The sequence below is a fragment of the Micromonospora tarensis genome (assembly GCF_016803395.1).
Taxonomy (GTDB): domain Bacteria; phylum Actinomycetota; class Actinomycetes; order Mycobacteriales; family Micromonosporaceae; genus Micromonospora; species Micromonospora tarensis.
Map to the genome: position 1 here is coordinate 1 of NZ_JAEVHL010000085.1, position 23,597 is coordinate 23,597.

The following is a 23,597-nucleotide window of genomic DNA, read 5'->3' on the forward strand; positions in this document are numbered from 1 at the left end:
AATCATAATTGGCACTGGCTTTACAAGCACCCTGTTGAGTTCTCAAAGAACAACCACACACCGACCAGAAGCCCCACCACAGCGGAACCCCAACCGGGGTATTTCCGTACCGCGTCCCCGCCGCTCTCGCGCCGGGCACTTTTACTACGTTACCTCACCGTCTCTGCCGTGTCAAACCGTGTGTCCCGGTCTGTCATGCTTCGTACGGGTCAGCGCCGACGCACTCACGCAGCAGCGAAGCGCTGCGTCAGGTCGTCGGATTTGGCAGGCCGGCCGCTGCGGTGAACCACAGTCTCGCCCGGTGCCCTGCCGTTCGTGAACCTTACCCGGTCGGCTGCGCCGCACCAAATCCGCCTCGCGGCCGATCCGGCGAGCCCCGCCCGGACCGCGTCCTACGGGAGCGAACCCCCGTCTGACCCGGCTGCCACCCCGTCTCGGTGCTCCAGGACCTTCGTCCCGTTTGCCCCGTTCCGCGCTGGCAGAGAGAAAGTTACGCGTCCGCGGGTTTGATCGTCAAATCCGTGGGTAGCGGCGCGCGTCACATTCGCGGCTCCTACGCGTTTCCCCAGCTCAGGCCCACCCCGTGCGGTGATGGCTCAAAGCGGAGTCGCGAGCGGGCGGTCATGACCGGGCCGGTTCACCACGAAATCGGCGATGCCGAGGCGACCCGGCGGGGGACGAGACAGCGCTTCCCCTCACCCGGCGGCCGCCGGAAGGCCCGACGCATAGCCGCCCAGGCAGTGGAAACAAGGGTCAGGACGCCGGCCGGCGGCGGGCGGCGAACCAGGCCCGGACGCCGAGCACACCGACGGTGGTCCCGATCGCCAGGGACGCGGCGATCAGCAGTGCGTGCACCCACAGAAAGCTGGTGGCCGCACCCTCGGCCACCCGGCCGGACGTCCAGGAGCGCGGGTCCTGCCAGATGGCCAGCGCGAACCTCGGCCAGATCACCCAGGTCCAGACGCCGACTCCGACCAGGAAGACAGCCCACCCTCGCGACAGCACCATGGCAGCCGAGTATGCCAGCGCACCTGGTCGCCGGGCCGCCGCCGGACCCGGAGCAGGCGACGAACCAGAGGCAGCCGACGGACGCAGAGCTGCGCCGACGAACGCAGAGCTGCGCCAACGGGGCAGAGGCTCGCCGACGAACGCAGAGCTGCGCCAACGGGGCAGAGGCTCGCCGACGGACGCGGAACGCCGGCGACGGACGCGAGCCGACCACGGCCATTCGACATCGATGCCCGGCGACGGCACCCTGATCGATCGGTTTTGAGGGCTGCCGGGTGGGCACTGCGAAAGAGGACAGCTGAGGATTGGCCCCCCGGAGGTGTCCCGTGCAACCCTCAATCTTCAATCCCTGGGCCTGGCGTGACCCGTCCGCCCTCGCTGGCGGGTACACGCAGGCCACCCCATCGGTCACCGCGCCGGACGGCCAGCAGGGCGGCCACGATGGTCCGGACGCCCCGGGCCCCGGCACACCCGTCGACCTGGTGGGCTACCGGGCAGAGGCGAGCGACGGCGGGATCGGCACCATCGACGAGGCCAGCGACGAGGCGGATGCCGGCTATCTGGTGGTGGACACCGGGCCGTGGATCTTCGGCCAGAAGGTGTTGCTGCCGGCCGGGACGGTAGCCCGGGTGGATCACCAGGAACGCGTCGTGCACATCGACCGGACCCGGCAGGAGATCAGGGACGCGCCGCCGTTCGATCCGGGTTCGGCCGACCCGGAGTCTCGAGAGCGCCTCGGCAGCTACTACGCCGACAGCCACGTCCCCCCGCCGGGTGCCACCCCCCGGGTAATGTGAGGCCGTGGTCCGGACGGGCAAAAGTGCGCCGGAGGCGGTCGGCCTCGTCGACGGCCTCCCACTCGGTGCCGTGCCCGGGACCCCGACCAGCTCCGGCGATGGCCGTGAGCAACTTCTGAACGTCCTCCGTGCCGGTGGTCTGCGGTTCCGCGCCGGCGCGCGATGGCGGACGGCTCGCTGAGTCGATCCCGCTGACCGAGAGGGCCTGACCACCCTCTCGGCGCGCGCCCACGGGCACCCCCACCTTCGGATCACGAGAGGCATCACCATGTCCGTCGCACGAATGCTCACCGGCGACCGGCCCACCGGCCGCCTGCACCTTGGCCACTACGTCGGCAGCATCGCCAACCGGGTACGGCTGCACCGCGGCTACGAGAGCTTCTTCATCATCGCCGACCTGCACATGCTCACCACCCGCAATCGCCGGGAGGACATCGACCAGGTCTCCGGCAACGCCCGCGAGATGGTGACCGACATCCTCGCCGCCGGCATCGACCCGGAGCGGGCCATCTTCTACCTCCAGTCGGCCATTCCGGAGGTCGGCGACCTCAACACCCTCCTGCAGAACCTGGTCACCGTTCCCCGGCTGGAGCGGGTGCCCTCACTCAAGGACATGGCCCGCGATGCCGGCAAGGAGGAGATGCCGTACGGGCTGCTGGGTTACCCGGTGCTCCAGGCCGCGGACATCCTCTGCGTGAAGGGAGAGGTGGTTCCGGTCGGGCGGGACAACGCCGCGCATGTCGAGGTGACCCGGGAGATCGCCCGACGGTTCAACCACCTGTACGGTCCCGTGTTCCCGGTGCCCGAGTTGATCCCGGCGGACACGCCGAGCCTGGTGGGCACCGATGGTGCCGCCAAGATGAGCAAGAGCCGGGGCAACGCGATCGCGCTCTCCGACGACCCGGCGACGGTGCGTCGCAAGGTGCTCGGCATGTACACCGACCCGAACCGGGTGCGGGCCGACGTGCCGGGCACGGTGGAGGGCAACCCGGTCTTCGCGTACCACGAGATTTTCAATCCGGACCGGGACGAGGTCAGCGACCTGGCCCGGCGTTACCGGGCCGGGCGGGTGGGCGACGTAGAGGTCAAGGAACGGCTGGTGATCGCGCTGGAGGCGTTCCTGGCGCCGATCCGGCAGCGCCGGGCCGAGATCGAGGCGGATCGGGGTCTGGTCGACCGGTTGATCGTCGAGGGCACCGAACGGACCCGCCAGGAGGTGCGCCAGACCCTGCTCGAGGTACGCCGGGCGATGGGGCTGACCGGGGCGTACCAGCAGGTGCGGCGGCGGGCCGAGCGCAGCCGGCGCCGGACGGACGCCTCGACCTGAGGCGGCCGTCCGGTCGGCGGGGTGACGCCGGGTGGGCGGTGCTGGGCGAGTAGACCCGCTGAACCGTCGAGCGATATGGCGCAGAATGCGAGGATGAGGGGGATTGTCGACGTTCATCCGGCGGGGATGACGCAGCGGACGACGACGTTCGAGATCTTCTTCGACCTGGTCTTCGTCTTCGCACTCACTCGGGTCATCACGTTCATGGCGGGTTCGCCGAGCGCGCTCACCCTGGCCCAGGGGCTGCTCCTCCTGCTACTGCTGCTCTACTCCTGGTCGCCGTACATCTGGGTGGGGAACCTGGTCCGGCCCGACGTTGGCCCGGTCCGCGCGGTCACCCTGGTCGCGATGGCGGCGATCTTCGTGGCCGCGCTCGTGCTGCCGGACGCGTGGCAGCAGGGCCCGGAGCTGTTCGACGCGCCACTGACCCTCGCCCTGGCCTACGTGGTCGGCCGGACCGTGCAGCTCGTGATCCTGTACTGGGCGAGCACGAGCAACCCCGCACTGCGCTCGACGCTGCGGTTCTTCGCCGTGCCGGTGGTGCTGGGCTGGGTTCCGCTGATCATCGGCGCGGTGCTCGGTGGTGCCGCCCAAACGGCGCTCTGGACGGTCGCGTTCCTGCTGAACATCGGCGGTGCCCGGATCGCGTCCGCCTTCCGGCCGTGGCAACTGCGCAGTGTGGACCACTTCAGCGAGCGGTTCGGCCTGGTGCTCATCATCGCGCTTGGTGAGTCCCTGATCTCTGCCGGCGCAGGCCCACGGGCGATGGCGCCGGTCGGCCCCGCCCTGGTGGCCGCACTGCTCGGCCTCACCAGCACGGTGTGCCTGTGGTGGCTCTACTTCGATCGGCTGGCGCCCGCCGCCCGGGAGGCCGTCCGGAACCTGCCGGGCGAGCGACGGGCCAGCGTGGCCGGCGACGCGTACGGCCTCGGGCACTCCACGCTGATCATCGGCGCCATCTTCGTCGCGTTGGGCCTCGAGGTGGTGATCGCCCGACTCACCGAGGAGTCGGCGCATCCCGGCCGGCTGGGCTGGGAAGCGGCGACCGCGCTGTACGGCGGCACCGCCCTCTACCTGCTCGGCAGGCTGGCCTTTCGTCGGCTGACCGTTCGCGCGGTGCACCCGAAGCAGGTCGTCGCCGCGCTGCTGCCGCTGGTCCTGCTGCCGATCGGCCGGTCCCTGCCGCCATTGGCGGCGCTCGTCCTGCTGACCGCCTTCCTGGTCGGGGTGACCTGGTTCGAGCGGCGGATGGACCAACGCGACGAAGGACCCCACTCGGCGCGACCGCGCCCTTCGTGAGCACGGCCGGGCGGGCCGGCCAGCGAAATCCGCCAGTTGGCAGCCGTCGCGACCGAGTGCACGAGGGCCTCCCGCTGTACCCTTCCCCGGTGAGTCTGCCTCTGCCTTCCGGTCAGTTCGCCGCGTACCTCTTCGACTGCGACGGGACCATCGTCGACTCGATGCCGTTGCACTATCTGGCCTGGCAGCGGGCCCTTGCGGAGTGGGGCTGCGAGTTCCCGGAGGACCTCTTCTACGCCTGGGGCGGCCGGCCGACCGCCGACATCATCGTCGCCCTGAACGAGCAGCAGGGTCTGGCCATGCCGGTGGCGGCCGTCGTCGAACGTCGGGAGGGCTACTACCAGGAGTTGCTGCCGCAGGTGGCCGCCGTGCCGGAGGTGCTGGAGCACATCCACGACGCGCACCAGCGGGTGCCGTTCGCCGTCGTCTCCGGCAGCACCCGCGCCTCGGTCACCGCCTCCCTGAACGCGCTCGGCCTGCTGGACCGCTTCGACGTGCTGGTCTGCGCCGAGGACTACACCCGGGCCAAGCCCGACCCGGAGGCGTTCCTGCTCGCGGCGGAGCAGCTCGGCGTACCCCCGGAGTCCTGCCTGGTCTTCGAGGACACCGACCTCGGCATCCAGGCCGCGACCGCCGCCGGCATGGCATCGGTACGCGTGCCGCAACAGCGCGTCGGTTGATTCTCAGGCCACCGTGAGCAGGAGCTTGCCGACGTAGGACGTCTCCAGGCGTTGGTGTGCCTCGCGCACCTTGCCCAGCGGGAACGTCTCCGCGACGTGCACCACGAACGGCCCGGCCTCGATGAGTTCGTTGAGGCGCTGCAACTGTCGGGGGTTCGATTCGCCGTCGTAGGCGCGGACGACGACGCCGGGGCGCTCGCCCGGCTCCGGTCGCACGCCGTGCGCGAATCCGACCACGCCGCCGTCGACGAGCGCCTCGGTGAGCCGGTCCAGGGTCTGGCCGCCAGCCATCGCCAGGATGGCGTTCACCCCGTTCGGTGCCGCTTCCCGGATCCGGGCGAGCACGTCGGTCAGGTCGCCGTGGCCGTCGAGGGAGATTTCGGCGCCGAGCCGGGTCACCAGTGCGACGCCGTCCGCGCCGGAGGCCACGGCGATCACGTTCAGCCCCTGCCGCTTGGCCAGCTGCACGGCCAGGTGGCCCTGGCCCCCGCTGGCACCAAAGATCAACAGCCAGTCGCCGGCCGCCAGGCTGAGCGCGTCGAGCCCGGCCAGCGCGGTCAACGCGTCGGTGGGCATCGCACCGGCGTGCTCCACCGCGACTCCGTCGGGCACCTTCGCCGCGTACTGTGCCTGGACCGCCGCGTACTCGGCGTAGCAGCCGCCCTTGGGCCGGGTGGTGGCGGAGACGTAGACCAGGTCGCCGACCGCCAGGCCGGTCACCTTGCTGCCGGCCGCGACGACGGTGCCGGCCCCGTCGGAGCCGGGCACGATCGGCAGAGCTGAGCCCTCCGGCACCAGCACACCCTGGCGCTCGTACGCATCCCACACCCCGACGCCGGCGGACCACACCTTGATCAGCACCTCGTCGTCGGCGACCTGGGGGATCGGCAGCTTCCGCAGGGTGATCACCTCCGGCCCACCGAACTCGTCCAGGGCCGCGGCCTGCATCCGCTCTGGCAGATCCCGGTCAACCATGTGGATTCCCTCTCCATGCCGGCGTCACCGTCGCAGCATGCCGGCTCGGCAACAGGGGCGACCCCGGACCGAACGCCGTTCACCCACAAGGACGACCACAGGCCCCCGCAGGCGTAGCCGGGACGGGCACGGGAATGGCCGGTTGACCCGGAGTCTGTTCGGCGCGACCGCGCGCCGGCAGCGGGACCTGGCGGAAGGGAAGCCGTGCGCGCTCCGTCGTCGCGGGCCACGGCCTGGCTCCTGGTGGCGCTGGCCGCGGCCTCCGGCTGCGTCGACGTGATCTGCCTGGCCCGGCTGAACGGGTACTTCGCCAGCGTGATCACCGGCAACCTGGTGCACTTCGGCCACGCGCTCGCCACCGGGGACGCCCGCTCGATCGCCGGGGCGGTGGTGGCGGTCGGTGGTTATGCCGTGGGGGTGGCCGCCGCCACGGTGCCACTGCGGCACACCCCGCCCGGCTGGAACCGCCCCACCGCCGTGGTGACCTCGGTGGAGGCGGTGCTGCTGCTCGCCTTCACGGTCGGCTGGTCGGCCTGCTCGGCCCGTCCCGGGTACGGCTTCGGGCTCGTGCTGCTGGGGACGGCGGCCGGGGCGAGCGGCATCCAGAGCGTGATCACGGTGGCCGCCGGCGTCCGGGGCGCCTCGACCACCTATCTGACCGGCTCGCTCACCGAGTTGGTCCGGCGTCGCGTCGTCGACCCGCACCGGTTCGCCGACGTGGGTGGCGTCGGCCGGTTGGCGGGGCTGGTGGTCGGCGCCGTCCTCGGCACGGTGGTGCTCCGTACGGCGCCGACCTGGGCCTCGGTGCCGGCGGCGGCGCTGGTGGTCGCCGTGATCACGGTCGCCGTCGGCCTGACCCGCCGTGCGGTGGCCGCCGCCGAACAGCACGCCGACCCGGGCCACGGTCAGGACGTCTTCGGCTCCTGAGCACGCAGCGCCTGCTCGACGGCGTCCCGTACCCGGGCGTCCTCGCGGGCCTTGCGCTGCGTCCGGGTGCGGCGGCGGTAGAGGTACGCCGCGACGAGCACGGCGATCAGCACGAGGAGCACCAGCACCAGCGTCCAGGGCAGGGCCCAGCCGTGCGCGGTGGCCTGGACCGGCTTGAGCGGGGTGGTGGAGCCCGAGGCGTCGGTGAGCAGGGGGGTCAGGGTCGCGGTCCCGGCCAGCGAGATGGCGGGCGCCACGCCGTGCACCACCGGCACCGTCACGGTCCAGCTCTCACCGGGCAGCAGCTCCGGCGGTGCGGCGATGTCCCCAGCTCGCACCCGGAGCAGGCCGAACGGTCCGGAGACCGACACCGCCTGCTGCCCGGACAGGGCGGCGTTGCCAACGTTGTGGAGCTTGTAGGTGATGGTGGCGTCGCCCTTGGCGAACGGGTTGACCGAGCCCGCGTACCGCACGTGCAGATTCTCGATGGCGAGGTTCGGCTTCAGCTCCCCACCCACCCGCAACTTGATCCGGATGCCGAGACGCCGGTCGACGTTGATCCCCTCGGTCTGGTCGGCCTGGGTCAGCGCGGTGAGGATGCCACCCACGTAGTCCCCGGGCGTGGCATTGCCCGGGACGCTGACGGTGAACGGGACCTGAGCGGTCTTGCCGGGCTGGATCACCACACTGCCGGTCTTCGCCTTCACCCAGGCGCCGATCGCCACGGATTTCTTGTCCTTGGTGAGCAGGTCGAGCTGGCCCGCGTCGGTGGTGAAGCCGTCGGCGGCGTACACCGACAGGGTCAGCGGCGCCGGACCGCGATTGGCCACGACCATCGCGTCCTCGACGGCGCCGCCGGGGTTGACGTTGTAGCTGTAACTGGACCGGGCCTCGCCGTAGCCGTTCGAGGCGGTCCGGACCGTCCAGGCGACGTTGCCCTCGGCGGCCACGGCGGGGCCGGTACCGACACCGACGGCCGCGATGGCGACGAGCACTGACAGTGCGGTGGTACGAAGGAGTGTCTTCCAGCGCGCTACGGACGGTTGCATGTCGGATCCTTGAGGTGATCTTGAAAGGACGTCAAATGGGTGGCGGGGCAGGCACCCGAAGGTGCCTACCCCGCCCGGTGGAGCAGTTCGGTCAGCTGCTCAGCGCAGTGATCGTGAGGGTGGTGCGGTAGCTGCCCTTCGCGATGCTGTCCGGGATCTTCAGATCCAGGTCGGCACCGAGCTTGGCGCCACCCCGAGGGTGACCCTGCGCGGCCGCACCGAGGCCGCTGGAGACCGAGAGGCCCTTGCCCTGGTCGTCGTAGGACGACAGGACCGGCGCACCGGCCTCGGCACCCGCGCCGGCGTCCAGCACGTACGGGGTCCAGCCCAGGTAGGAGCCGGAGAAGGTCTTCTCGGCGTCCTGGAAGTCGCCGACGTTGGCCGAGATCGACCACGGGGCGAGCGAGCGACGGCTGTCCGACACGAGGATCGGGTTGATCTTGCCGTTCGCCTGGAAGTAGCTGCCGTCGCGCTCCTGCGCGGTACCCAGGTCGACCAGGCCGTTGTAGCCGTCGATCGTCCAGCCGAACTCGCCCGGAGCCGGGTTCGGCACGTTGACCTGGATGGCCTGGCCGTCACCGTGGAACGGGTGCACCGTCACGTTGTCGACGATCGAGCCGACCGGCTGACCCTCCGGGGTGTTGACGCAGGAGGAGCCGTTCTCGACCGACGCGTTCGGCGCGGCGCAGGTGCCGCTCCGAACGTTCGCCAGGACCAGCTTGTCGCCGCGCACCTGCACCTTGATGTAGCTGCGGACGTGCTCCTGGTTCTGCACGGAGTTGTACCAGAACTTGTTCGGGTCCAGCGGGTCCGGGCCGTTGCCCCGGATGCCGGTGCCGGTGGCGTCCGGCTTCTTGATGTCGTAGTACTTCGAGCCGGAGGCCGAGTTGGCGGTCACGTAGATGACGCCGCCCGGGCCGGGGAAAACGTCGGCAGCACCCGGCTTCTCGGCCGGGTTCTCCTTCTGGCCGTTCTTGATGGAGTAGCTGCGCGAGTAGCTGTGGTCGTGGCCCTGCAACACCATGTCGATGCCGAGGTTCGAGAAGGCGGTGGTGAAGTCTTCCCGCCGCTGCTTGTTGTCGGTGTCGGTCGAGTGGCTGGCCGGCGAGTAGATGGAGTGGTGGTAGACCAGCACCTTCCACTTGGCCTCGGAGCCGTGCTTGTTGACCACGTCGGTGATGTACGCGACGTGCGCGGCGTCGCCGGCGTTGCTGCCGTCGGTCGGCAGCTTGTAGCTGTTGCTGTTGATGTCGATGAACAGCACGTCCTTGTAGACGAACCAGTAGTCACCACCGGACTTGGTGCCGGCCGGGTTCCCGTTGTCGTAGTACGGGGCCGTGCGGTCGGTGTTCGGGGTGAAGTGGTGCTGCTCGTAGGACTTGCCGCCGACGTCGTGGTTACCGATGGTGGCCACGACGGGGTACTGCCGCAGCTGGTCGGGCGCCATGAACGAGGTCCACTGGCCCTCGTCGTTGGCGGACTCGACGTGGTCGCCGCCGGAGACCAGCAGCTCGGCGTTCGGGTTGGCCGCGGTGGCGACCTTGAGGGTGTCCTCCCAGCCGGCCTGGTCCTTCAGCCGGTCGCCGGACGAGCCGATCTGCGGGTCGCCGAAGAACAGGAAGTCGTAGTCACCCTCGAAGTCCTGCGTCTTGAAGGCGTACGCCGGGGACCAGTTGCCCTCGGCGCCGACCCGGTACGAGTACGCCGTGTTCTCGCGGAGGTTGCTGATCGTGGCGTGCCGGTTGAAGCCGGTGGTGGAGGTGTTCGCCGCTCCGACGGCGTCGAAGCTGACGGCGCTGGCCGGGAACTCGCCGTTGACGATCTCGGCGGTCGGGGCGAGCTGGATCTTCTGCGCGGTGTCGGCGGAGGAGTACCAGGTCACGATGCGCTGGGCCTCGTTGGCGCCGACGCCGAGGATCACGCTGCTGATCGTGGTGGACTCGGCCGCACTCGCGGTGGCCATCAGGCCACTACCGAGGGCCGCGCCCATTCCCAGGAAGCCGGCTGCGACCCCGGCGACCAGGCGCCGCCGCACGAGCCCGGAGGCCCGTGTCGAGGTGCTCAATGTCATCGACATTGTTCCCTTTTCAAATAGAGAAATGGATGTGTCTTCACCCGACACTGGGGAAGCAGATCCACGCTTTCGCCGTCCGATGAACCACCCGTGAACGTGATCTTGCGAAAGACTGCACTTCACGAGCTACTTAGCCTTACTCACGACCCGGAAATGCGCTGCACAAACCAGAGGAGCCCCATGACGGACACCGCTGCGGAAATCGCCCCGGTCGCCCAGACGCCGGCTTTCGGCGCACGGCGGCGCAGCACGATCAGCAGCGGGAAGACGATCGCGATAATGGTCAACTGAACGACCTCGATGCCGACGTTGAACACCAGCAGCGACCAGAGCAGGGTCCACGACCAGGCCTCGTTGATGCCCAACGCGCCGGCGAAGCCCAGACCGTGCACGAGGCCGAAGCAGAACACCACGCCGAGGCGGATCCAGCCGGCCCGGTCCAGGCTGAGGTGGCCGTGCCCGGCCGTCTCCAGGTCGGCCGCGTGGGTACCCCGCCGCCAGATTCCCCACAGGTGCCAGCCCGCGACGACGGCGATCGACAACGCGATGACCGGCTCCACGATCGCCCCCGGCACGTCGACCAGGCCGAGCGCGGCGAGCATGAACGTCACCGAGTGCGCCACTGTGAAGCTGGTGGCCGCGAGCACGATCTCCCGGAGCCGCCGCGAGCCGGCGATGAGCGCCAACAGGAACAGCAGGTGGTCGATCCCGGACAGCAGGTGCTCGGCACCCAGGAGGAAGAACTCCCCGAACCGCTCGTACCACGCCTGCGCGGTCGAGAACGACTGGTTGGCGGCGTCCAGTGCCGCACTGCCCGAGCGCCCGTCGATCTGGTAGCTGACGATCGTCTTGGTGCCCTTGACGTAACCCTCGCCATCAGGGAAGAGAGTGCTGCGTACCTGGTGCGCGTCGACCCGCTCGGGGCAGGTCCAGTCCAGCAGCAGACCCGCGTACGGCACGCCCTCGCGCTCGCCGATCGTCACGTCTCCCACAGGGGTCGGCCGGCAGGCCGCATCCCCGGACGCGACCGAGAACCGGTCGGAGACGTAGCTGAGCACCGCCGGGGCGTGACTGTTCAGCGCCGCGGCCTGGGCACCGGAGTCGCCCGCGTCGAATGCGGCGGTGCCCACCCGGAAGAGCGGGTCGTCGTCGCCGGCATCCGCCGCGGACACGACAAGAAGGTCGTATTCGAGCTCCACGGCCGTGCGAATGTGACCCTCATCTCCCGCCGAGATTTTCGCGTACACAGTTGACGAGAAGCCGTGCGCGGACGCCGGTTCGGCACCCAGGAAAGGGACCACCGCCGCGGCGAAACCGACAGCGGCGACGATAACGGTACGGCGGATCCGGCCTGACATTCGACTCCCTCAGTTGGCCAGTGCACGTTGCATGGCACGGGTGAACAGCAGCCCGCACACCGACGAACCGCCGGGAAACAAAATCGCCTGACGACCGCCCGCGCAGCGGCGGCGACCGGAATTGAGATAGGAATACGCAGAAGTACGCGCACTTTCCGCCACCACTCGGAGGACGATCACTTTGCGCCCCCCGCTTCGGGCCGTCGCCCTGCTGGCCGCGACCGCCGCGCTGGTCGCCGCCTGCGACTCCGGCGACGACTGGTCACAACCGCGTCCCGCGCCCAGCGCCGTCGGCACCCTCGGCCCGGGGTTCGTCGACCCCGTCGCGAAGCCCGCCCCCGAGGCGACCATCACCCCCCGGCCCGGCTCGTGGGCAGGCGTTCACCCACCGGAGGACTACCGGGTCGTCCTGCTCACCGCCGGTGACGACAAACCGACCAAGGCCCTCGTGACGGCGGTCAAGGAGTGGGCCGACGACGAGCACGTCGACCTCCGCACGATCGTCGTCGACAACCCGCACGACACCGTTCCCCGCATCGCCAAGGCCATGGAGATGGGACCGGACCTCATCGTCAGCGCGGGCAACGACCTGATCGACGCGCTCGCGCTGGTCACCCCGAACCACCTGGACGAGAAGTTCCTCGTGGTCGGCGCGGAGCTGGCCGAGCCCACCCACAACGTCACCGCTGTCGACTGGGACGGGGCTTCGTTCCGGGGCGAAGGGCTCGGCATGTCCTCGACGTACGACCCGGACACCTTCACGTCCGAGCGGTGCGCGGCAGCCATCCGGGCGGGCGTGGCGGCGGTCCTCAACGACCTGACCGGGATCGTGGTCTGGCTCTGACGGCAGGGGGCCGCCCCGACCCGCAGTCCCGCGCCGATGCCCGGTGACCGCAGCCGATCGGATGATCTTTGAGGCGGAAACGAGGGATGCCTTCCCCTGACTCGGCATGCGATCCTTTGCCGATTGATCATGGGACCCACAGTGGAGGCAGGGTTTGCGTACCGCTTCGCGCATTCACCGTCGAATCGCGGCGCTGGGCGTCGCCGTCACGCTCGTCTGTGGCGCGGCGGTGGGGCTCACCTCTGCCACGGCCACCGCGGCGGAGAGCGCACCGACCGACCTCAAGACCGCCGGTCAACCCTGCGCCGGCTCCGCCCCGGGGCCGTACCTGAGCCCGGAGCGCCTCGGCATCGCCCAGGCCGTCTCGCTGCAGGGCAGCTACGACGGCGCCGACCGGCGCGGACTGCGGGCGGACTTCCAGGTGTGGGACGTCACCGACCCGGCACATCCGCAGCAGTGGTTGGAGGAGATGGGCGAGGGAAGCGACACGGTCCACGTCCAGCTCGAGGACGACTCGCGGCAGCTCGACGGCGTCACGTACGCCTGGCGGGTACGCGTCCTCGACGGGACTGACGCGTCACCGTGGAGCAGCACGTGCCACTTCACTGTCGACCGCAGTGGCGGCGCGGCACCCACTGTCACCTCCGCCGAATACCCTGCCAACGAGCCAGGCAGCGCCACTGGCGCGATCGGTGTCCCCGGCAGGTTCACAGTGACCTCGACCTCGGCCGACATTGTCAGCTACCGCTACCGGTTCTACTCGGCCGAGCTGCCCGACGAGTACCAGGAATCCAGTGTGGACGCCACGGCGCTCGGCGGGCCGGCGGTCGTCACGATCACTCCCCGGGCGGCCTCGCACCACTCACTCACCGTCTATGCGGTCGACCGCGCGGGAAACAGGTCCGAACGGGCCGTCCACGTGTTCTATGTCAAGGAGACCCGACCTGAGGTCTTCTCGGCCGCATACCCGCAGTCGACACCGAACCAGGACTACAACGTCGGCGTACCCGGCGCGTTCGAGTTCAGAGCCACGGTGGCCGGCACCTCGTTCTTCGCCTGGCGGATCGACGAGGGCGGGCCGTCGGGCACCGTGCCGGCGGATGCCAGCGGGAGGGCGACCGCGATGATCGCCCCGACCCGCGGCGGCCGGCAGACCCTGTACGTCCACAGCGTCACCCGCGACGGCACCGCGCACGCCCCCCGCGCCTACGAGTTCACGGTGGACAACGCCCCGGTTCTCACGGGTGACACGGGTGGCGAGGTGACGATCGGTTCCTCGCTCACCCTCCACCTCGCTCCGCGCGCACCGCAGGTCGCGGCGTACCTGTACTGGCCGGAGTATTCGGGCCTCGAAGAGCGGCCGGTCGTGAAGACCACGGTGCCGGCTCGCCCCGACGGCAGCGCCGACCTCGTCTGGACCGCCACCGAGACCGGCGTCGACGGCCTGCGGATCCAGAGCCGAAGCGCGGACGGCACCCTGTCCACGCCGCGCTGGCAGAACATCTCGGTCGACGGGGCGCTGCCGACGGTGACCCGTACCGGCAGCACCGCGGCCGGCACCTCGTCCACCTTCACCGCGCGCAGCCGGATGGCGAACATCGTCGACTACGTGGCGACGCTCAACGGCGACGACAGTTCGAGGCAGGTCCTCAAGCCGGCCAGCAACGGCACTGTCACGTTCAGCTTCACCACGATGGTGATCGGCCACAACTACGTCAGCGTCATCGCCCGCAACGCCGCCGGGGTGCAGACGCAGATGGGTGCCGAGGCCTGGACGACGACCGACGAGCCGCAGGTCACCTCGGTCGATTTCCCGGCGAACGGCAGCGGCCGACTCGCCACCGGCACCTTCACCTTCAGCTCCTACCTGCCCGACACGGTCGGCTACCAGTATTCGATGAACGACGAGCCGTACGTCCGGATCCCGGCCCGCGCCGACCGCACCGCTGTGCTGACCTGGACGCCGACGGCCGAAGGCGGCTACCACCTGAAGGTCCGCCGGGTCAGGGAGGAGGGCTTCCCCTCGGCGATCATGGATTACCGCTTCGCTGTCGCCACCGGTGCCACCACTGTCACCTCGGCTGCTCCGGGCACCGTGCCCGCGGGTGACCTGCGAACGATCACGGTCCGCGGCACCCTGCTGCACCCGCAGGACAAGGTCGAGGTCACCCCGGTGAACAAGCTGCCGATCCGGGCATGGGTGAAGACGGTCTCGGCGGACCGCACGACGCTGACCGCCGAGGTGGACCTCAGCCTGGCGCCAACCGGTCCGGCCAGCGTGACCCTGTACCCGTACGGAACACTCAAGCCGGTTGTCCTGGCCAACGCGTTCACCATCGCCCCGCCTCCGCCGCTGCTGTCGGTCAGGAAACCCGCCATCAGCGGAACGGTGTCGGTCGGTGCCACGGTCAGTGTGCTGCCGGGCGAGTGGACGCCCAGCGCGGAGCACTACTGGTACCAGTGGTCGGCGAACGGCGTCGCGATCAAGGACGCGGACGACCCGACGTTCACGATTCCCCTGGCGCTGCTCGGGCAGCGGCTCACGGTCGAGGTGAGTGCCAGCCGGGACCGTTACACGACGACGACGGCCACCTCGACCGCCACCGTCGTCACCAAGGGCAAGCGGCCCCCGCCCCGGCCGATCGTGCGCCCGGACTCACCGTGGTCGGATCCGCGTCGCCCATCCTGATGATCATCAGGTGACGACCCGGGTCGGCGGATAGCCCGACGGGCCCGGTGCGGAGGCTCAGCGCCTCCGCACCGGGCCCGATGGTTATCCGGCCGAACAGGTGGGGGTCAGACTCCCAGCGGTGCCGGTGCCCTGATATCCGAACTCGGTCGACTGACCAGGTGCGATCGAGCCGTTGTAGGCCACGTTGGTGAATCTGACCGTGCCGGTGTCGCCGCTCCGACTGGCGCCCCAGACGCTTGTGATGCCCGTGCCCGACGGCAGCGTCATGGTGGTCGTCCAGCCGTTGACCGGCGCGGAACCGGCGGTCACCCGCACCGTGGCGACGAATCCGCCCGCCCACTGGTTGATCGACACCGTCGCCGCACAGCCACCACCGCTCGGCGGCGGCGTCGTCGGCGGCGGGGTGGTCGGCGGCGGCGTCGTCGGCGGCGGGGTGGTCGGCGGAGGCGTCGTCGGGCCGCCGGACAGGACCGGCGTCGGCCAGTCCCGCCAGTCGGCCAGCCGGCCGAGCGCCTTGCTGGAAATCCGGATCACACCCGGCTCGTTCCCCGTCTTCAGCAGGAACTTCCGGATGTTGTTCTGCAACGGGCCACGCCACTCGGGGCGGTTGGCGCAGTGGCTGCCGTCCTGGACGTCGGACCAGTAGGTGATGTTGTCGCCGGCGCCGAGCGCCCGATAGACCTCCGCGCCGCCCAGCGCGGCCACGCTCGCCGACCGGGGACCGAGGTTGGCGATGTGCGGGTTGTCCATGATGAACAGCCCTCGGGGTGCCACCATGGCGACCATCTCGTGCGTGTCCACGGGCAACCGGTTCGGGCTGCCGGTGAATGAGCCGAAGGCGTCACCGAGCCACGGCTGCTCCCCGTACGCGCTGCTCAGGCTCTGCGCGCCCTCCCCGGGGATGCCCCGGAAGATCGGAACGCCCGCACTGCCCGACTCGATCGGCATGGTCAGCGCGATGCGCTGGTCGAACACGCCGATCGCGAAGGCGCCCTTGCCGTAGCGGGAACAACCCGTGACGCCCATCGCATCGGCTTTGAGGATCCCGTTGCCGGACTGCGCGATGACGTCGATGATCCGGCTCACGCCCCAACCCCAGGCCGCGAGCAGACCGGTGCTGCTCGACGAGCCGTAGATGCTGTAGAACGCGCCCTGCTTGTTGTTCCGGGGCGTACCCTCGCGGCCGACGGCCAGCGGGTCGTAACTGATGACGGCGGCGCCGGTGGCCTTGATGGTGGCGGTGTCCGCACCGAACCCGCCCACGACCACGACGGCCGGGAACGGGCCGGTGCCGCTCGGCAGCTCGACCCGCGCCGAGAAGCTCGAACTCCTGCCGTTGTGCGACACGTTCACTGAGATATTGCTGTTGGAGACAGTCCCGGTGACGGTCGCGGGCTTCGCGGGCTTGTCGCCGTAGACGAACTTCTCCGCCAACTCCCTGATCTCCGCCCGGCGGCAGCGCCAGTCGGACGTGGAGGTGATGGTCTGACCGTTGAGCTTCCTGAACGGGTCGGGAAGCTTGGCGTTGGTGGGCAGCGAGGCCAGGTCGGGCAGACCGGACACTGCGCAGTCGGCGCCCTCGTCCTCGACTGCGGCGGCGGCCAGGACGCCTGCGGCGGCCTGTGCGGTCGTTCTCGTGGTCACTGATACCGATCCGGCGACCGTGAGCGCGGCCACCGCCAGCGCGACGACCACCGAACGGGTCCTACAGCGAATGATCATCAGGGCTCTCCTTCCGGGCATGGTGGTGGAGGGAAGGAACGAAACGTGATCGACAATCACGAATGCCAGCCACGCCAAGCCTGGCTTCGAGTCCGCTGAACTGTCAATGCCTTTCCGAAAGTTTCGGTGCTCACCGTTACCACTCGTCAAGCTGACCAGGGGCAGCGAGACCCGCGTCCGAGATGCGCCGGAACGCCGAGCATGGGTGCCGGCAGGTCGGTACGCCCGCTGGCCTGGGCTCGAAACTTTCGACCGTGCGCTCAGTTGGCCAGCCGACCCGACGCTCAGCGCGGCGCGGGCCCCTGGTCCTCGAACTCGTACGTGGTGGTCAGCCCCTCCGGCAGGTCCGGAACCAGCGCGTTGCTGCCGTCGACCACCTGGACGTAACGCTTGCCCTGGAAGAGCGAGTAGCTGCCGTCGGCGACCCGATCGATCCGGAAGAGCTGTGTCGAGGCGGTCGGATCACACGGCCGGCCGCGTACGCTGCCCGGCGCGGCGTCGTGCACGACCGTCATGCAGAGCTCACCGGCCTCCGACGCCAGAACGATCCGGTACCTGTCGCCCTCCGGGCGGAGAACCCACAGTGCCCGGTCGTCGACGCCCTGCTCGCTGGTGGCCCGCACCTGGTCGGTGCCACGGCCGACCGCCAACGCGGCCCCGGCCAGGCCCGGCACCACGATCCGGACCTGCCGGGTGCCGGCGAGGATGTCCTGCGGCCCGGCCGAAGCGGTCACCGGCGGGGCCACCGACGGTGCGAGCTGGCTCGCCGGCCGACATCCGGGGTCTCGACGTCGGCCCGTACCCGCACCAGGGTGCTGCCAGCGACAACGGCCACCACGGCCAACCCCGCCGCGCCGACAGCGATCCGTCGGCGTCGACGCCGGTCGCTGCGCTGGCGCAACGTCTGGGCGGCCGGCAGGGTGGTCACTCGCCGGACCTCGTCGACGATCGCGCTGAGGTCGTCACGCGGATCAGCCATGCGAGGTCTCCTCCTGGTGCGCATCGGTCAGCAAGCCGGCCATCGCTCTCCGACCACGGGCGAGGTACGTCTTCACGGTGCCGACGGGAGCCCGCATCTCGGCTGCCACCTCCGCGACGCTCAGATCGTTCAGGTGGTGCAGCACGACCGCCCGGCGCTCGTTGGCGCTCAGTCGCCGCAGCGCCTGCAACAGGGCGACGTGGTCCTCGCTCAGTCCGGGCACGCCCTGGTCGACCGCGGCCCGTCGATGGGCGCGTACCCGGTTGAGTGCCTTGCGCCAGCTGCTCACCGCGATCCGGGAGGCCACCCGGCGGACCCACGCCTCCGGGCTGTCCGTCTCCCGGACCGTCCGCCAACGCTGCCAGGCCCGCATGAACGCCTCGGCCACCGCGTCCTCGGCCTCGGCACGGTTGCCCGTGAGCGCGTACACGTGACCCACGACCCGACCCGCACAGGCCGCGTAGAGGGCGTCGAACTCCTCGGCATCACGCATCCGACCGGTGCCCTCCGATGCCCTGTCCCCTGGTCACCGCCGCATGCAACCCGCCCGGGGCAGCAGGTCACGTCGGCGCGGGGCAAGAATGTGGTCACCGTCACACCTCGGTGATCAACCTGCCGACCGGGTCAGACGTCATCGTGCCGCCCCGGGAGACGCCCGTGGCGGAGAGGACGATGTGCGACGACGGCAACGACGCGCAATGACAGCCGGCGTACTCGCGACCGCGCTTGTCGCGGCGGGTCTCAGCGCGCCACCGGCGACCGCGCGGGAGAAGTCGGCGGCTCCGCCTTCCGGCACCTTCACCCTGATCACCGGGGACCGGGTGGCGCTGGACGCGAAGGGCCGCCCGGAGATCCAGCGAGGGCCGGGACGGGCCGGCATGCGGTTCGTGAGCAGCCGCGAGGAGGGTCACCAGTACGTCATCCCGGTGGACGCGATGCCCCTGCTGCGGGACGGGCGGCTCGACCGGCGGCTGTTCGACCTCAGCACGCTCGCCGAGTTCGGTTACGACGACCGGGCAGCGGAGTTGCCGCTGCTGGTCGCGTACCCCAAGAACATGGCGGCCCAGGCGCGGACCGCGACCATCGGGGGTGACGGGCGGGTGCGGGCCGACCTGCCGGCCGCGCACGCGCTCGCGGTCCGGGTCGACCGGGCCGACCGGGTCACGCTCTGGGCGGCGCTGACCCGCGGGACCACGTCCGCGCGCAGCCTCACCGGCGGGGTCACCCACATCTGGCTGGACGGCAAGCGCGCGGTCTCCCTCGATCGCAGCGTGCCGCAGATCGGCGCCCCGACGGCCTGGCAGGCCGGTTTCGACGGCACCGGCGTCACCGTCGGCGTGCTGGACACCGGGATCGACGCCGATCACCCGGACTTCGCCGGGCACCTCACCGAGGTGCGGGACTTCACCGGCGGCAACGACCCCGCCGACGGTGTCGGCCACGGCACCCACGTGGCGTCGACAATCGTCGGCAGCGGCGCCGCCTCCGACGGCCGGTACCGAGGTGTGGCGCCGGGGGCGAAGCTGCTCGTCGGCAAGGTCTGCGCCACCACCGAATGCCAGGACTCCGACGTCGTCGCCGGGATGCAGTGGCTCGCGCCACGGGCCCGGGTGGTCAACCTGAGCATCGGTGGCACCGACGCTCCCGGCCTCGACCCGCTGGAGACGGCGGTGCAGGAGCTGAGCGACCGGTACGGCACCCTCTTCGTGGTGGCGGCCGGGAACGAGGGGAAGCCGAAGTCGGTCTCCTCACCGGCCTCCGCCGACGACGCTCTCGCCGTTGCCGCGGTGGACTCCGACGACCAACGGGCCTACTTCTCCAGCCGGGGACCGCGCGTCGGCGACAACCACATCAAGCCGGAGATCAGCGCGCCCGGTGTCGACATCGTGGCCGCCGCCCCTGGCGGCGACTACGCCACCATGTCGGGAACGTCGATGGCGACTCCGCACGTGGCCGGCACCGCCGCGATCCTCGCCGGGCAGCACCCGGACTGGACCGGCCCGCAGCTCAAGGCCGCCCTGATGGGTGCGGCCAAGCCGACCGGCGAGGACACCCTCTACGAGCAGGGCGCCGGTCGGGTCGACATCGCCCGCGCCGTCGCCCAGCCGATCACCGCCGACGTCTCCGCCATCGACTTCCCGGTCCAGCGCTGGCCGCACGCCGACGACACCCCGATCACCCAGCTCGTCGGCTACCGCAACACCGGCGCCGCGCCGGTCACCCTGACGCTTACCGTCGCGCCGGCTCCGGCCGGCATGCTCACCGTCACCCCGGCCACGCTTGTGGTGCCGGCCGGTGGCCGCGCCGAGGCGACGATCACCGTGGACACCCGGGTGGCCGCCCCGGACGGCGTCTACCAGGGGGCGCTTACCGCGACCGGCGCCGGCGACCTGCGGGTACGCACGCCGTTCGCGCTGAACCGCGAAATCGAGAGCTACGACGTACGGCTCGACCACACCGGACGCGACGGCAAGCCGGCCACCGAGTACACGACAGTGGCGGCGAACCTCGCGACCGGCGAGTTCAGCACGCTTCCCGCGACGCCGGGCGGCGGCACCCTGCGGCTGCCCAAGGGTCGTTACGCGCTCTACAGCACCATCCACGAGGGCGACACGTCGACCCTGCTCGCGCAGCCGGTCCTGGACGTACGCGGTCCGGTCACCGAGGCGGTCGACGCCCGCAGCGCCAGGCCGGTCGCGCTGACCGTGCCGCACCACGACGCCGCACCCACCTCGATCAACGTGAGTGCGAACTGGGACGACGGCTTCCGCTATCCCGGCGTCCAGCTCAGTGGGGCGGCCCTCGCAGACGTCCTCTTCGGCCGGATCGGGCCCGCGGTCGCGGCCCCCGAGTTCACCGCGACGCTGGGTGTCGGGCTCGCCCGACCGGGCCGGGACGGCACCTTCCGGAACAGCCCCTACACCTACGACCTGGCATACGTCCGTCAGGGCGACATGTTCACCGGCCTGACCAGGACGTTGTCAGCGCGGAACCTGGCCACCGTCCGGGCGACCTACCGGAGTCAGTCCACGACGACGACGGCCACCCGTTCCCACCGCGCGTCGGCACCGGGAGGGGCCGGACCGATCGGCTCGACCACGCCTGTCGACCTGCCGTTCACGGGCACCGAGTACTACAACACCGACGGTGGGATCGCCTGGACGGCCACCTTCATCGAGGGGGACAACCTCACGGCCCAGGAGTCCAGCTACGCCCCCGGCCGGACGTACACCCAGGCCTGGAACGTGGCACCCTTCGGACCCACAGTGGCCAACGCCCCGACCCTGTCGCCCCTCGGGTACGCCGGCCGCGACGGCGACACCATCTCGGTGGCGGCGCTGCCACTCTTCGGCGACGCGGCCGGTCGACCAGCGACCCGCGACGACCAGCCGGTGCGACTGCGGCTGACGCGCGACGGCAAAGAGATCGGCACCTCGGACAGCCCGTGGGCCGAGTTCGCGGTGCCGGCCGGAGAGGCCACCTACCGGCTGGAGGCGACCGCGACCCGAGGAGCCCCGGACACCCTGGCGACGTCGGTCTCGGTGGCCTGGACCTTCACCTCGGCACACACGACGTCACCCGAGCGGTTGCCGCTGACGACCGCCCGGCCGACGCCGGTGCTCGACGACAGCAACGCCGCCCGGGCGGGCCGGACGATGGCCATCCCGGTGGCGCTGGACGGTCAGGCGGGCTCGAAGGCCGCTGCCAACCGAACGCTCGGCGTGTCCGCCTCGTTCGACGACGGTAGGACGTGGGTGGCGTTGCCGGTGCTCCGGAACATCGCCCTGATCAGCCATCCGCGCCGGGCCGGATTCGTCTCGTTGCGACTGACGGCGACCGACACCGCCGGCAACACCGTCACGCAGACGATCCAGCGGGCGTACCGGATCGCCTGACGCACCGGTGGTCCGGGGCAGCGGCCGGTCGAGCCGCCGCCCCGGACACCCCGCACCGCCTCAGTGCCTCAGTGCCTCACCGCCTCACCGCCTCAGTGCCTCAGTGCCTCAGGCGGTGAGGGCACCGTCGATGGCGATGGACGCCCCGCTGATGAAGCTGGCCTCGTCGCTCAACAGGAACGTGGTGAGCGCGGCGACCTCTTCGGACGTGCCGGCTCGTCCGGTCGGCTGCACTGACAGGTACCGCTCCGCGGTCTCCGGTGCCCGACTCACCACGCCCTGCCAGAGCGGAGTGTCGATCAGGCCGGTGACCAGGGCGTTGACCCGCACACCGGAGCGCGCCACATCGAGCGCCGCCGAGCGGGTCAGGCCGATGACGCCGTGCTTCGACGCGTTGTAGGCGGCCTGCGTCGCGTCCCCTCGCACCCCGGAGACCGAGGCGTTGTTGACGATCGCCCCACCGCCCGAGGCGATGATCGCCGGAAGCTCGTACTTGAGGCCGTAGAAGACGCTGGTCAGGTTGAGCGCGAGCGATCGGTGCCAGTCGTCGCTGTCGGTGTCGCGCACGCTGGCCATCGGACCACCGCCGGCGTTGTTGAACGCGCCGTCCAGTCGCCCGAACTCCGACACCGCCGTGTCGACCAGCCGCGCCATCTCCTCCTCGACCGTCACGTCGGCCGGTACGAAGAGCGCGCTGCCGCCCGCCTTCCTGATCTGCGCGGCCACGTCCTCGCCCCGGTCCCGGTCCCGGGCCCCGATGACGACCCGGGCGCCCTCGGTGGCCGCCCGCTGGGCGAACGCCAGGCCCATGCCCTGCGTACCGCCGGTCACGACCAACACCTTCGAACTCAACCGTCCAGACATCTCGTCTCACATCCACTCGACTGGTAAGCCGCCACGCGGCCGGCCGAAGATCCACACGGGGTGCCGGATCCGGGCGACCCGCAGGGCTTCGCGAGGCGAAACGCTAGCCGCTTTCTGGAACGATCGACAAAGTAATGGCGCTCACATGGGGCGGCGCATCGCAAAGCGCAGCCGGTGGGCCTCGGCGTGAAGCGGGCAAAATTGCCGACTCCACTGGGTCGTGCGGGGCCCACCTGCGGGTGGTGACCATCAGCCAGGAAACGGTGACCGAAGACACGGTGCACCGACTCCTCGAACAGGGTGGAATCGACGCGTGAGCAGAACAGGCACCGGCGGGTGACATGGTGAGGTCCGGTCTCCCGGCCCGCGACCCGGGACCCTCCCGCACCGGCACCGCCGCCTCGGCGGACGCACCGGTCCGGGCGACGGCCGCCCACCGGCAGCGCTGGGTGGTGGAGACGATGGCCGTGGCACCGGACGACCAGGTGTTGGAGATCGGGTGCGGTCGGGGAGCGGCTGTCTCTCTGGTCGCCGGCCAATTCACCACCGGACGAATCGTGGCCATCGACCGCTCCGCGACGATGGTGCGGATCGCGACCAGGCGGAACCTCAGCCACATCAGCGCCGGCAGGGCCGAGATCCGGTGTGTCGGCTTTGACTCGGCCAACCTTCCGGCTGACCGTTTCACCAAAATCTTCGCGGTGAACGTCAGCCTCTTCTGGTTGGGCGACGCGGCACAGCAGGTCGCTCGCATCCGAAGCCTGCTGGCACCGGGAGGCCGGCTCTACGTGTTCGGTGAGCGGCCCACCGTCGCACATGCCACCGCGAACCTCACCGCGACCGAGCTACTGCTCGCGAGCCACGGTTTCGCCACCACCAGATCGAGCGCCACACGCGGTCAGGGCCAGGTGCTCACCTGCGTGACCGGCACGCCGATCGCGGCGCAGACCTGACAGGGGCGGCCCGGCGTGCTGCCGGGCCCGCCCGTCTGGGTCAGGTTGGGTCAGGTTGGGTCAGCGTTGCAGGGTCAACAGACCCGGCCGGTACGGCAGCAGCCCGTAGTCGACGCCGTTGGAGCTGGGCGAACGACCCTGGTAGAGCAGTTG

Annotated in this window: 20 protein-coding genes; 9 read left to right on the top strand and 11 right to left on the bottom strand. The window is 70.5% G+C overall.

Annotated elements, in window-relative coordinates:
- Positions 1 to 753 precede the first annotated feature (753 nt).
- The gene (locus JM949_RS17720; protein ID WP_203149542.1) at positions 754 to 1,008 is read right to left on the bottom strand and encodes an SCO4848 family membrane protein; all 255 of its coding nucleotides are present in this window, start codon (positions 1,006 to 1,008) and stop codon (positions 754 to 756) included.
- Positions 1,009 to 1,334: 326 nt separating this feature from the next.
- Here JM949_RS17720 and JM949_RS17725 point away from each other — a divergent pair, with 326 nt between their 5' ends.
- The 4 genes from JM949_RS17725 to JM949_RS17740 all read left to right on the top strand — a co-directional run bounded on the left by JM949_RS17725 (position 1,335) and on the right by JM949_RS17740 (position 5,111).
- Entirely contained in the window at positions 1,335 to 1,805 is a 471-nt protein-coding gene (locus tag JM949_RS17725; RefSeq protein WP_203149543.1) for a PRC-barrel domain containing protein, read from the top strand.
- A gap of 268 nt (positions 1,806 to 2,073) precedes the next feature.
- Complete coding sequence (gene trpS, locus JM949_RS17730; RefSeq protein ID WP_203149544.1) at positions 2,074 to 3,132, top strand: tryptophan--tRNA ligase; 1,059 nt, start codon at positions 2,074 to 2,076, stop codon at positions 3,130 to 3,132.
- Between the two features lie 93 nt (positions 3,133 to 3,225).
- Positions 3,226 to 4,431: a low temperature requirement protein A gene (locus tag JM949_RS17735; RefSeq protein ID WP_203149545.1), complete on the top strand. Its 1,206-nt coding sequence runs from the start codon at positions 3,226 to 3,228 to the stop codon at positions 4,429 to 4,431.
- A gap of 89 nt (positions 4,432 to 4,520) precedes the next feature.
- Positions 4,521 to 5,111: an HAD family hydrolase gene (locus tag JM949_RS17740; protein ID WP_203149546.1), complete on the top strand. Its 591-nt coding sequence runs from the start codon at positions 4,521 to 4,523 to the stop codon at positions 5,109 to 5,111.
- Between the two features lie 3 nt (positions 5,112 to 5,114).
- Here the strand turns inward: JM949_RS17740 and JM949_RS17745 are convergent, their stop codons facing one another.
- Positions 5,115 to 6,086, bottom strand: coding sequence for a quinone oxidoreductase family protein (locus JM949_RS17745; protein WP_203149547.1), 972 nt, complete (start codon positions 6,084 to 6,086; stop codon positions 5,115 to 5,117).
- Between the two features lie 204 nt (positions 6,087 to 6,290).
- Between JM949_RS17745 and JM949_RS17750 the strand changes: the two genes are divergently transcribed.
- Positions 6,291 to 7,013 carry a YoaK family protein gene (locus tag JM949_RS17750; protein ID WP_203149548.1) on the top strand — a complete coding sequence of 241 codons (723 nt, stop codon included), beginning with the start codon at positions 6,291 to 6,293 and terminating at the stop codon, positions 7,011 to 7,013.
- On the opposite strand, the gene JM949_RS17755 is transcribed toward JM949_RS17750, so the two are convergent.
- The 4 genes from JM949_RS17755 to JM949_RS17770 all read right to left on the bottom strand — a co-directional run bounded on the left by JM949_RS17755 (position 6,992) and on the right by JM949_RS17770 (position 11,659).
- The gene (locus tag JM949_RS17755; RefSeq protein ID WP_203149549.1) at positions 6,992 to 8,062 is read right to left on the bottom strand and encodes a WxL protein peptidoglycan domain-containing protein; all 1,071 of its coding nucleotides are present in this window, start codon (positions 8,060 to 8,062) and stop codon (positions 6,992 to 6,994) included. The two genes, JM949_RS17750 and JM949_RS17755, sit on opposite strands and share 22 nt — an antisense overlap.
- A 91-nt stretch (positions 8,063 to 8,153) precedes the next feature.
- Positions 8,154 to 10,133 (bottom strand): purple acid phosphatase family protein, encoded by a 1,980-nt coding sequence (locus JM949_RS17760; protein ID WP_203149550.1) that lies wholly within the window; start codon positions 10,131 to 10,133, stop codon positions 8,154 to 8,156.
- Positions 10,134 to 10,276: 143 nt separating this feature from the next.
- Positions 10,277 to 11,335: a HupE/UreJ family protein gene (locus tag JM949_RS17765; protein WP_309232205.1), complete on the bottom strand. Its 1,059-nt coding sequence runs from the start codon at positions 11,333 to 11,335 to the stop codon at positions 10,277 to 10,279.
- A gap of 168 nt (positions 11,336 to 11,503) precedes the next feature.
- Entirely contained in the window at positions 11,504 to 11,659 is a 156-nt protein-coding gene (locus JM949_RS17770; RefSeq protein ID WP_203149552.1) for a hypothetical protein, read from the bottom strand.
- A 16-nt stretch (positions 11,660 to 11,675) separates the two neighbouring features.
- Here JM949_RS17770 and JM949_RS17775 point away from each other — a divergent pair, with 16 nt between their 5' ends.
- Positions 11,676 to 12,338: a type 1 periplasmic-binding domain-containing protein gene (locus tag JM949_RS17775; protein WP_203149553.1), complete on the top strand. Its 663-nt coding sequence runs from the start codon at positions 11,676 to 11,678 to the stop codon at positions 12,336 to 12,338.
- A 154-nt stretch (positions 12,339 to 12,492) separates the two neighbouring features.
- The gene (locus JM949_RS17780; protein WP_203149554.1) at positions 12,493 to 15,027 is read left to right on the top strand and encodes a hypothetical protein; all 2,535 of its coding nucleotides are present in this window, start codon (positions 12,493 to 12,495) and stop codon (positions 15,025 to 15,027) included.
- 84 nt (positions 15,028 to 15,111) lie between these two features.
- Here JM949_RS17780 and JM949_RS17785 read toward each other — a convergent pair whose 3' ends face one another.
- The 4 genes from JM949_RS17785 to JM949_RS17800 all read right to left on the bottom strand — a co-directional run bounded on the left by JM949_RS17785 (position 15,112) and on the right by JM949_RS17800 (position 18,224).
- Positions 15,112 to 16,752 (bottom strand): glucuronyl esterase domain-containing protein, encoded by a 1,641-nt coding sequence (locus JM949_RS17785; protein WP_203149555.1) that lies wholly within the window; start codon positions 16,750 to 16,752, stop codon positions 15,112 to 15,114.
- 284 nt (positions 16,753 to 17,036) lie between these two features.
- A complete protein-coding gene (locus JM949_RS17790; RefSeq protein WP_203149556.1) occupies positions 17,037 to 17,486 on the bottom strand; it encodes an RICIN domain-containing protein in 450 nt (149 codons plus the stop codon).
- A complete protein-coding gene (locus JM949_RS17795) occupies positions 17,483 to 17,731 on the bottom strand; it encodes a hypothetical protein (protein ID WP_203149557.1) in 249 nt (82 codons plus the stop codon). Before JM949_RS17795 ends, JM949_RS17790 begins: the two co-directional genes overlap by 4 nt.
- Positions 17,724 to 18,224, bottom strand: coding sequence for a sigma-70 family RNA polymerase sigma factor (locus tag JM949_RS17800; RefSeq protein WP_203149558.1), 501 nt, complete (start codon positions 18,222 to 18,224; stop codon positions 17,724 to 17,726). The genes JM949_RS17795 and JM949_RS17800 overlap by 8 nt, the downstream gene beginning before the upstream one ends.
- Before the next feature lie 205 nt (positions 18,225 to 18,429).
- Between JM949_RS17800 and JM949_RS17805 the strand changes: the two genes are divergently transcribed.
- On the top strand, positions 18,430 to 21,627 hold the full coding sequence (locus JM949_RS17805) for a S8 family peptidase (protein WP_203149559.1): 3,198 nt from the start codon (positions 18,430 to 18,432) through the stop codon (positions 21,625 to 21,627).
- Between the two features lie 108 nt (positions 21,628 to 21,735).
- Here the strand turns inward: JM949_RS17805 and JM949_RS17810 are convergent, their stop codons facing one another.
- Positions 21,736 to 22,491: an SDR family NAD(P)-dependent oxidoreductase gene (locus JM949_RS17810; RefSeq protein ID WP_203149560.1), complete on the bottom strand. Its 756-nt coding sequence runs from the start codon at positions 22,489 to 22,491 to the stop codon at positions 21,736 to 21,738.
- Between the two features lie 344 nt (positions 22,492 to 22,835).
- Between JM949_RS17810 and JM949_RS17815 the strand changes: the two genes are divergently transcribed.
- Positions 22,836 to 23,444, top strand: a complete 609-nt coding sequence (locus tag JM949_RS17815) for a class I SAM-dependent methyltransferase (protein WP_203149561.1) — start codon at positions 22,836 to 22,838, stop codon at positions 23,442 to 23,444.
- Positions 23,445 to 23,597: the final 153 nt, after the last annotated feature.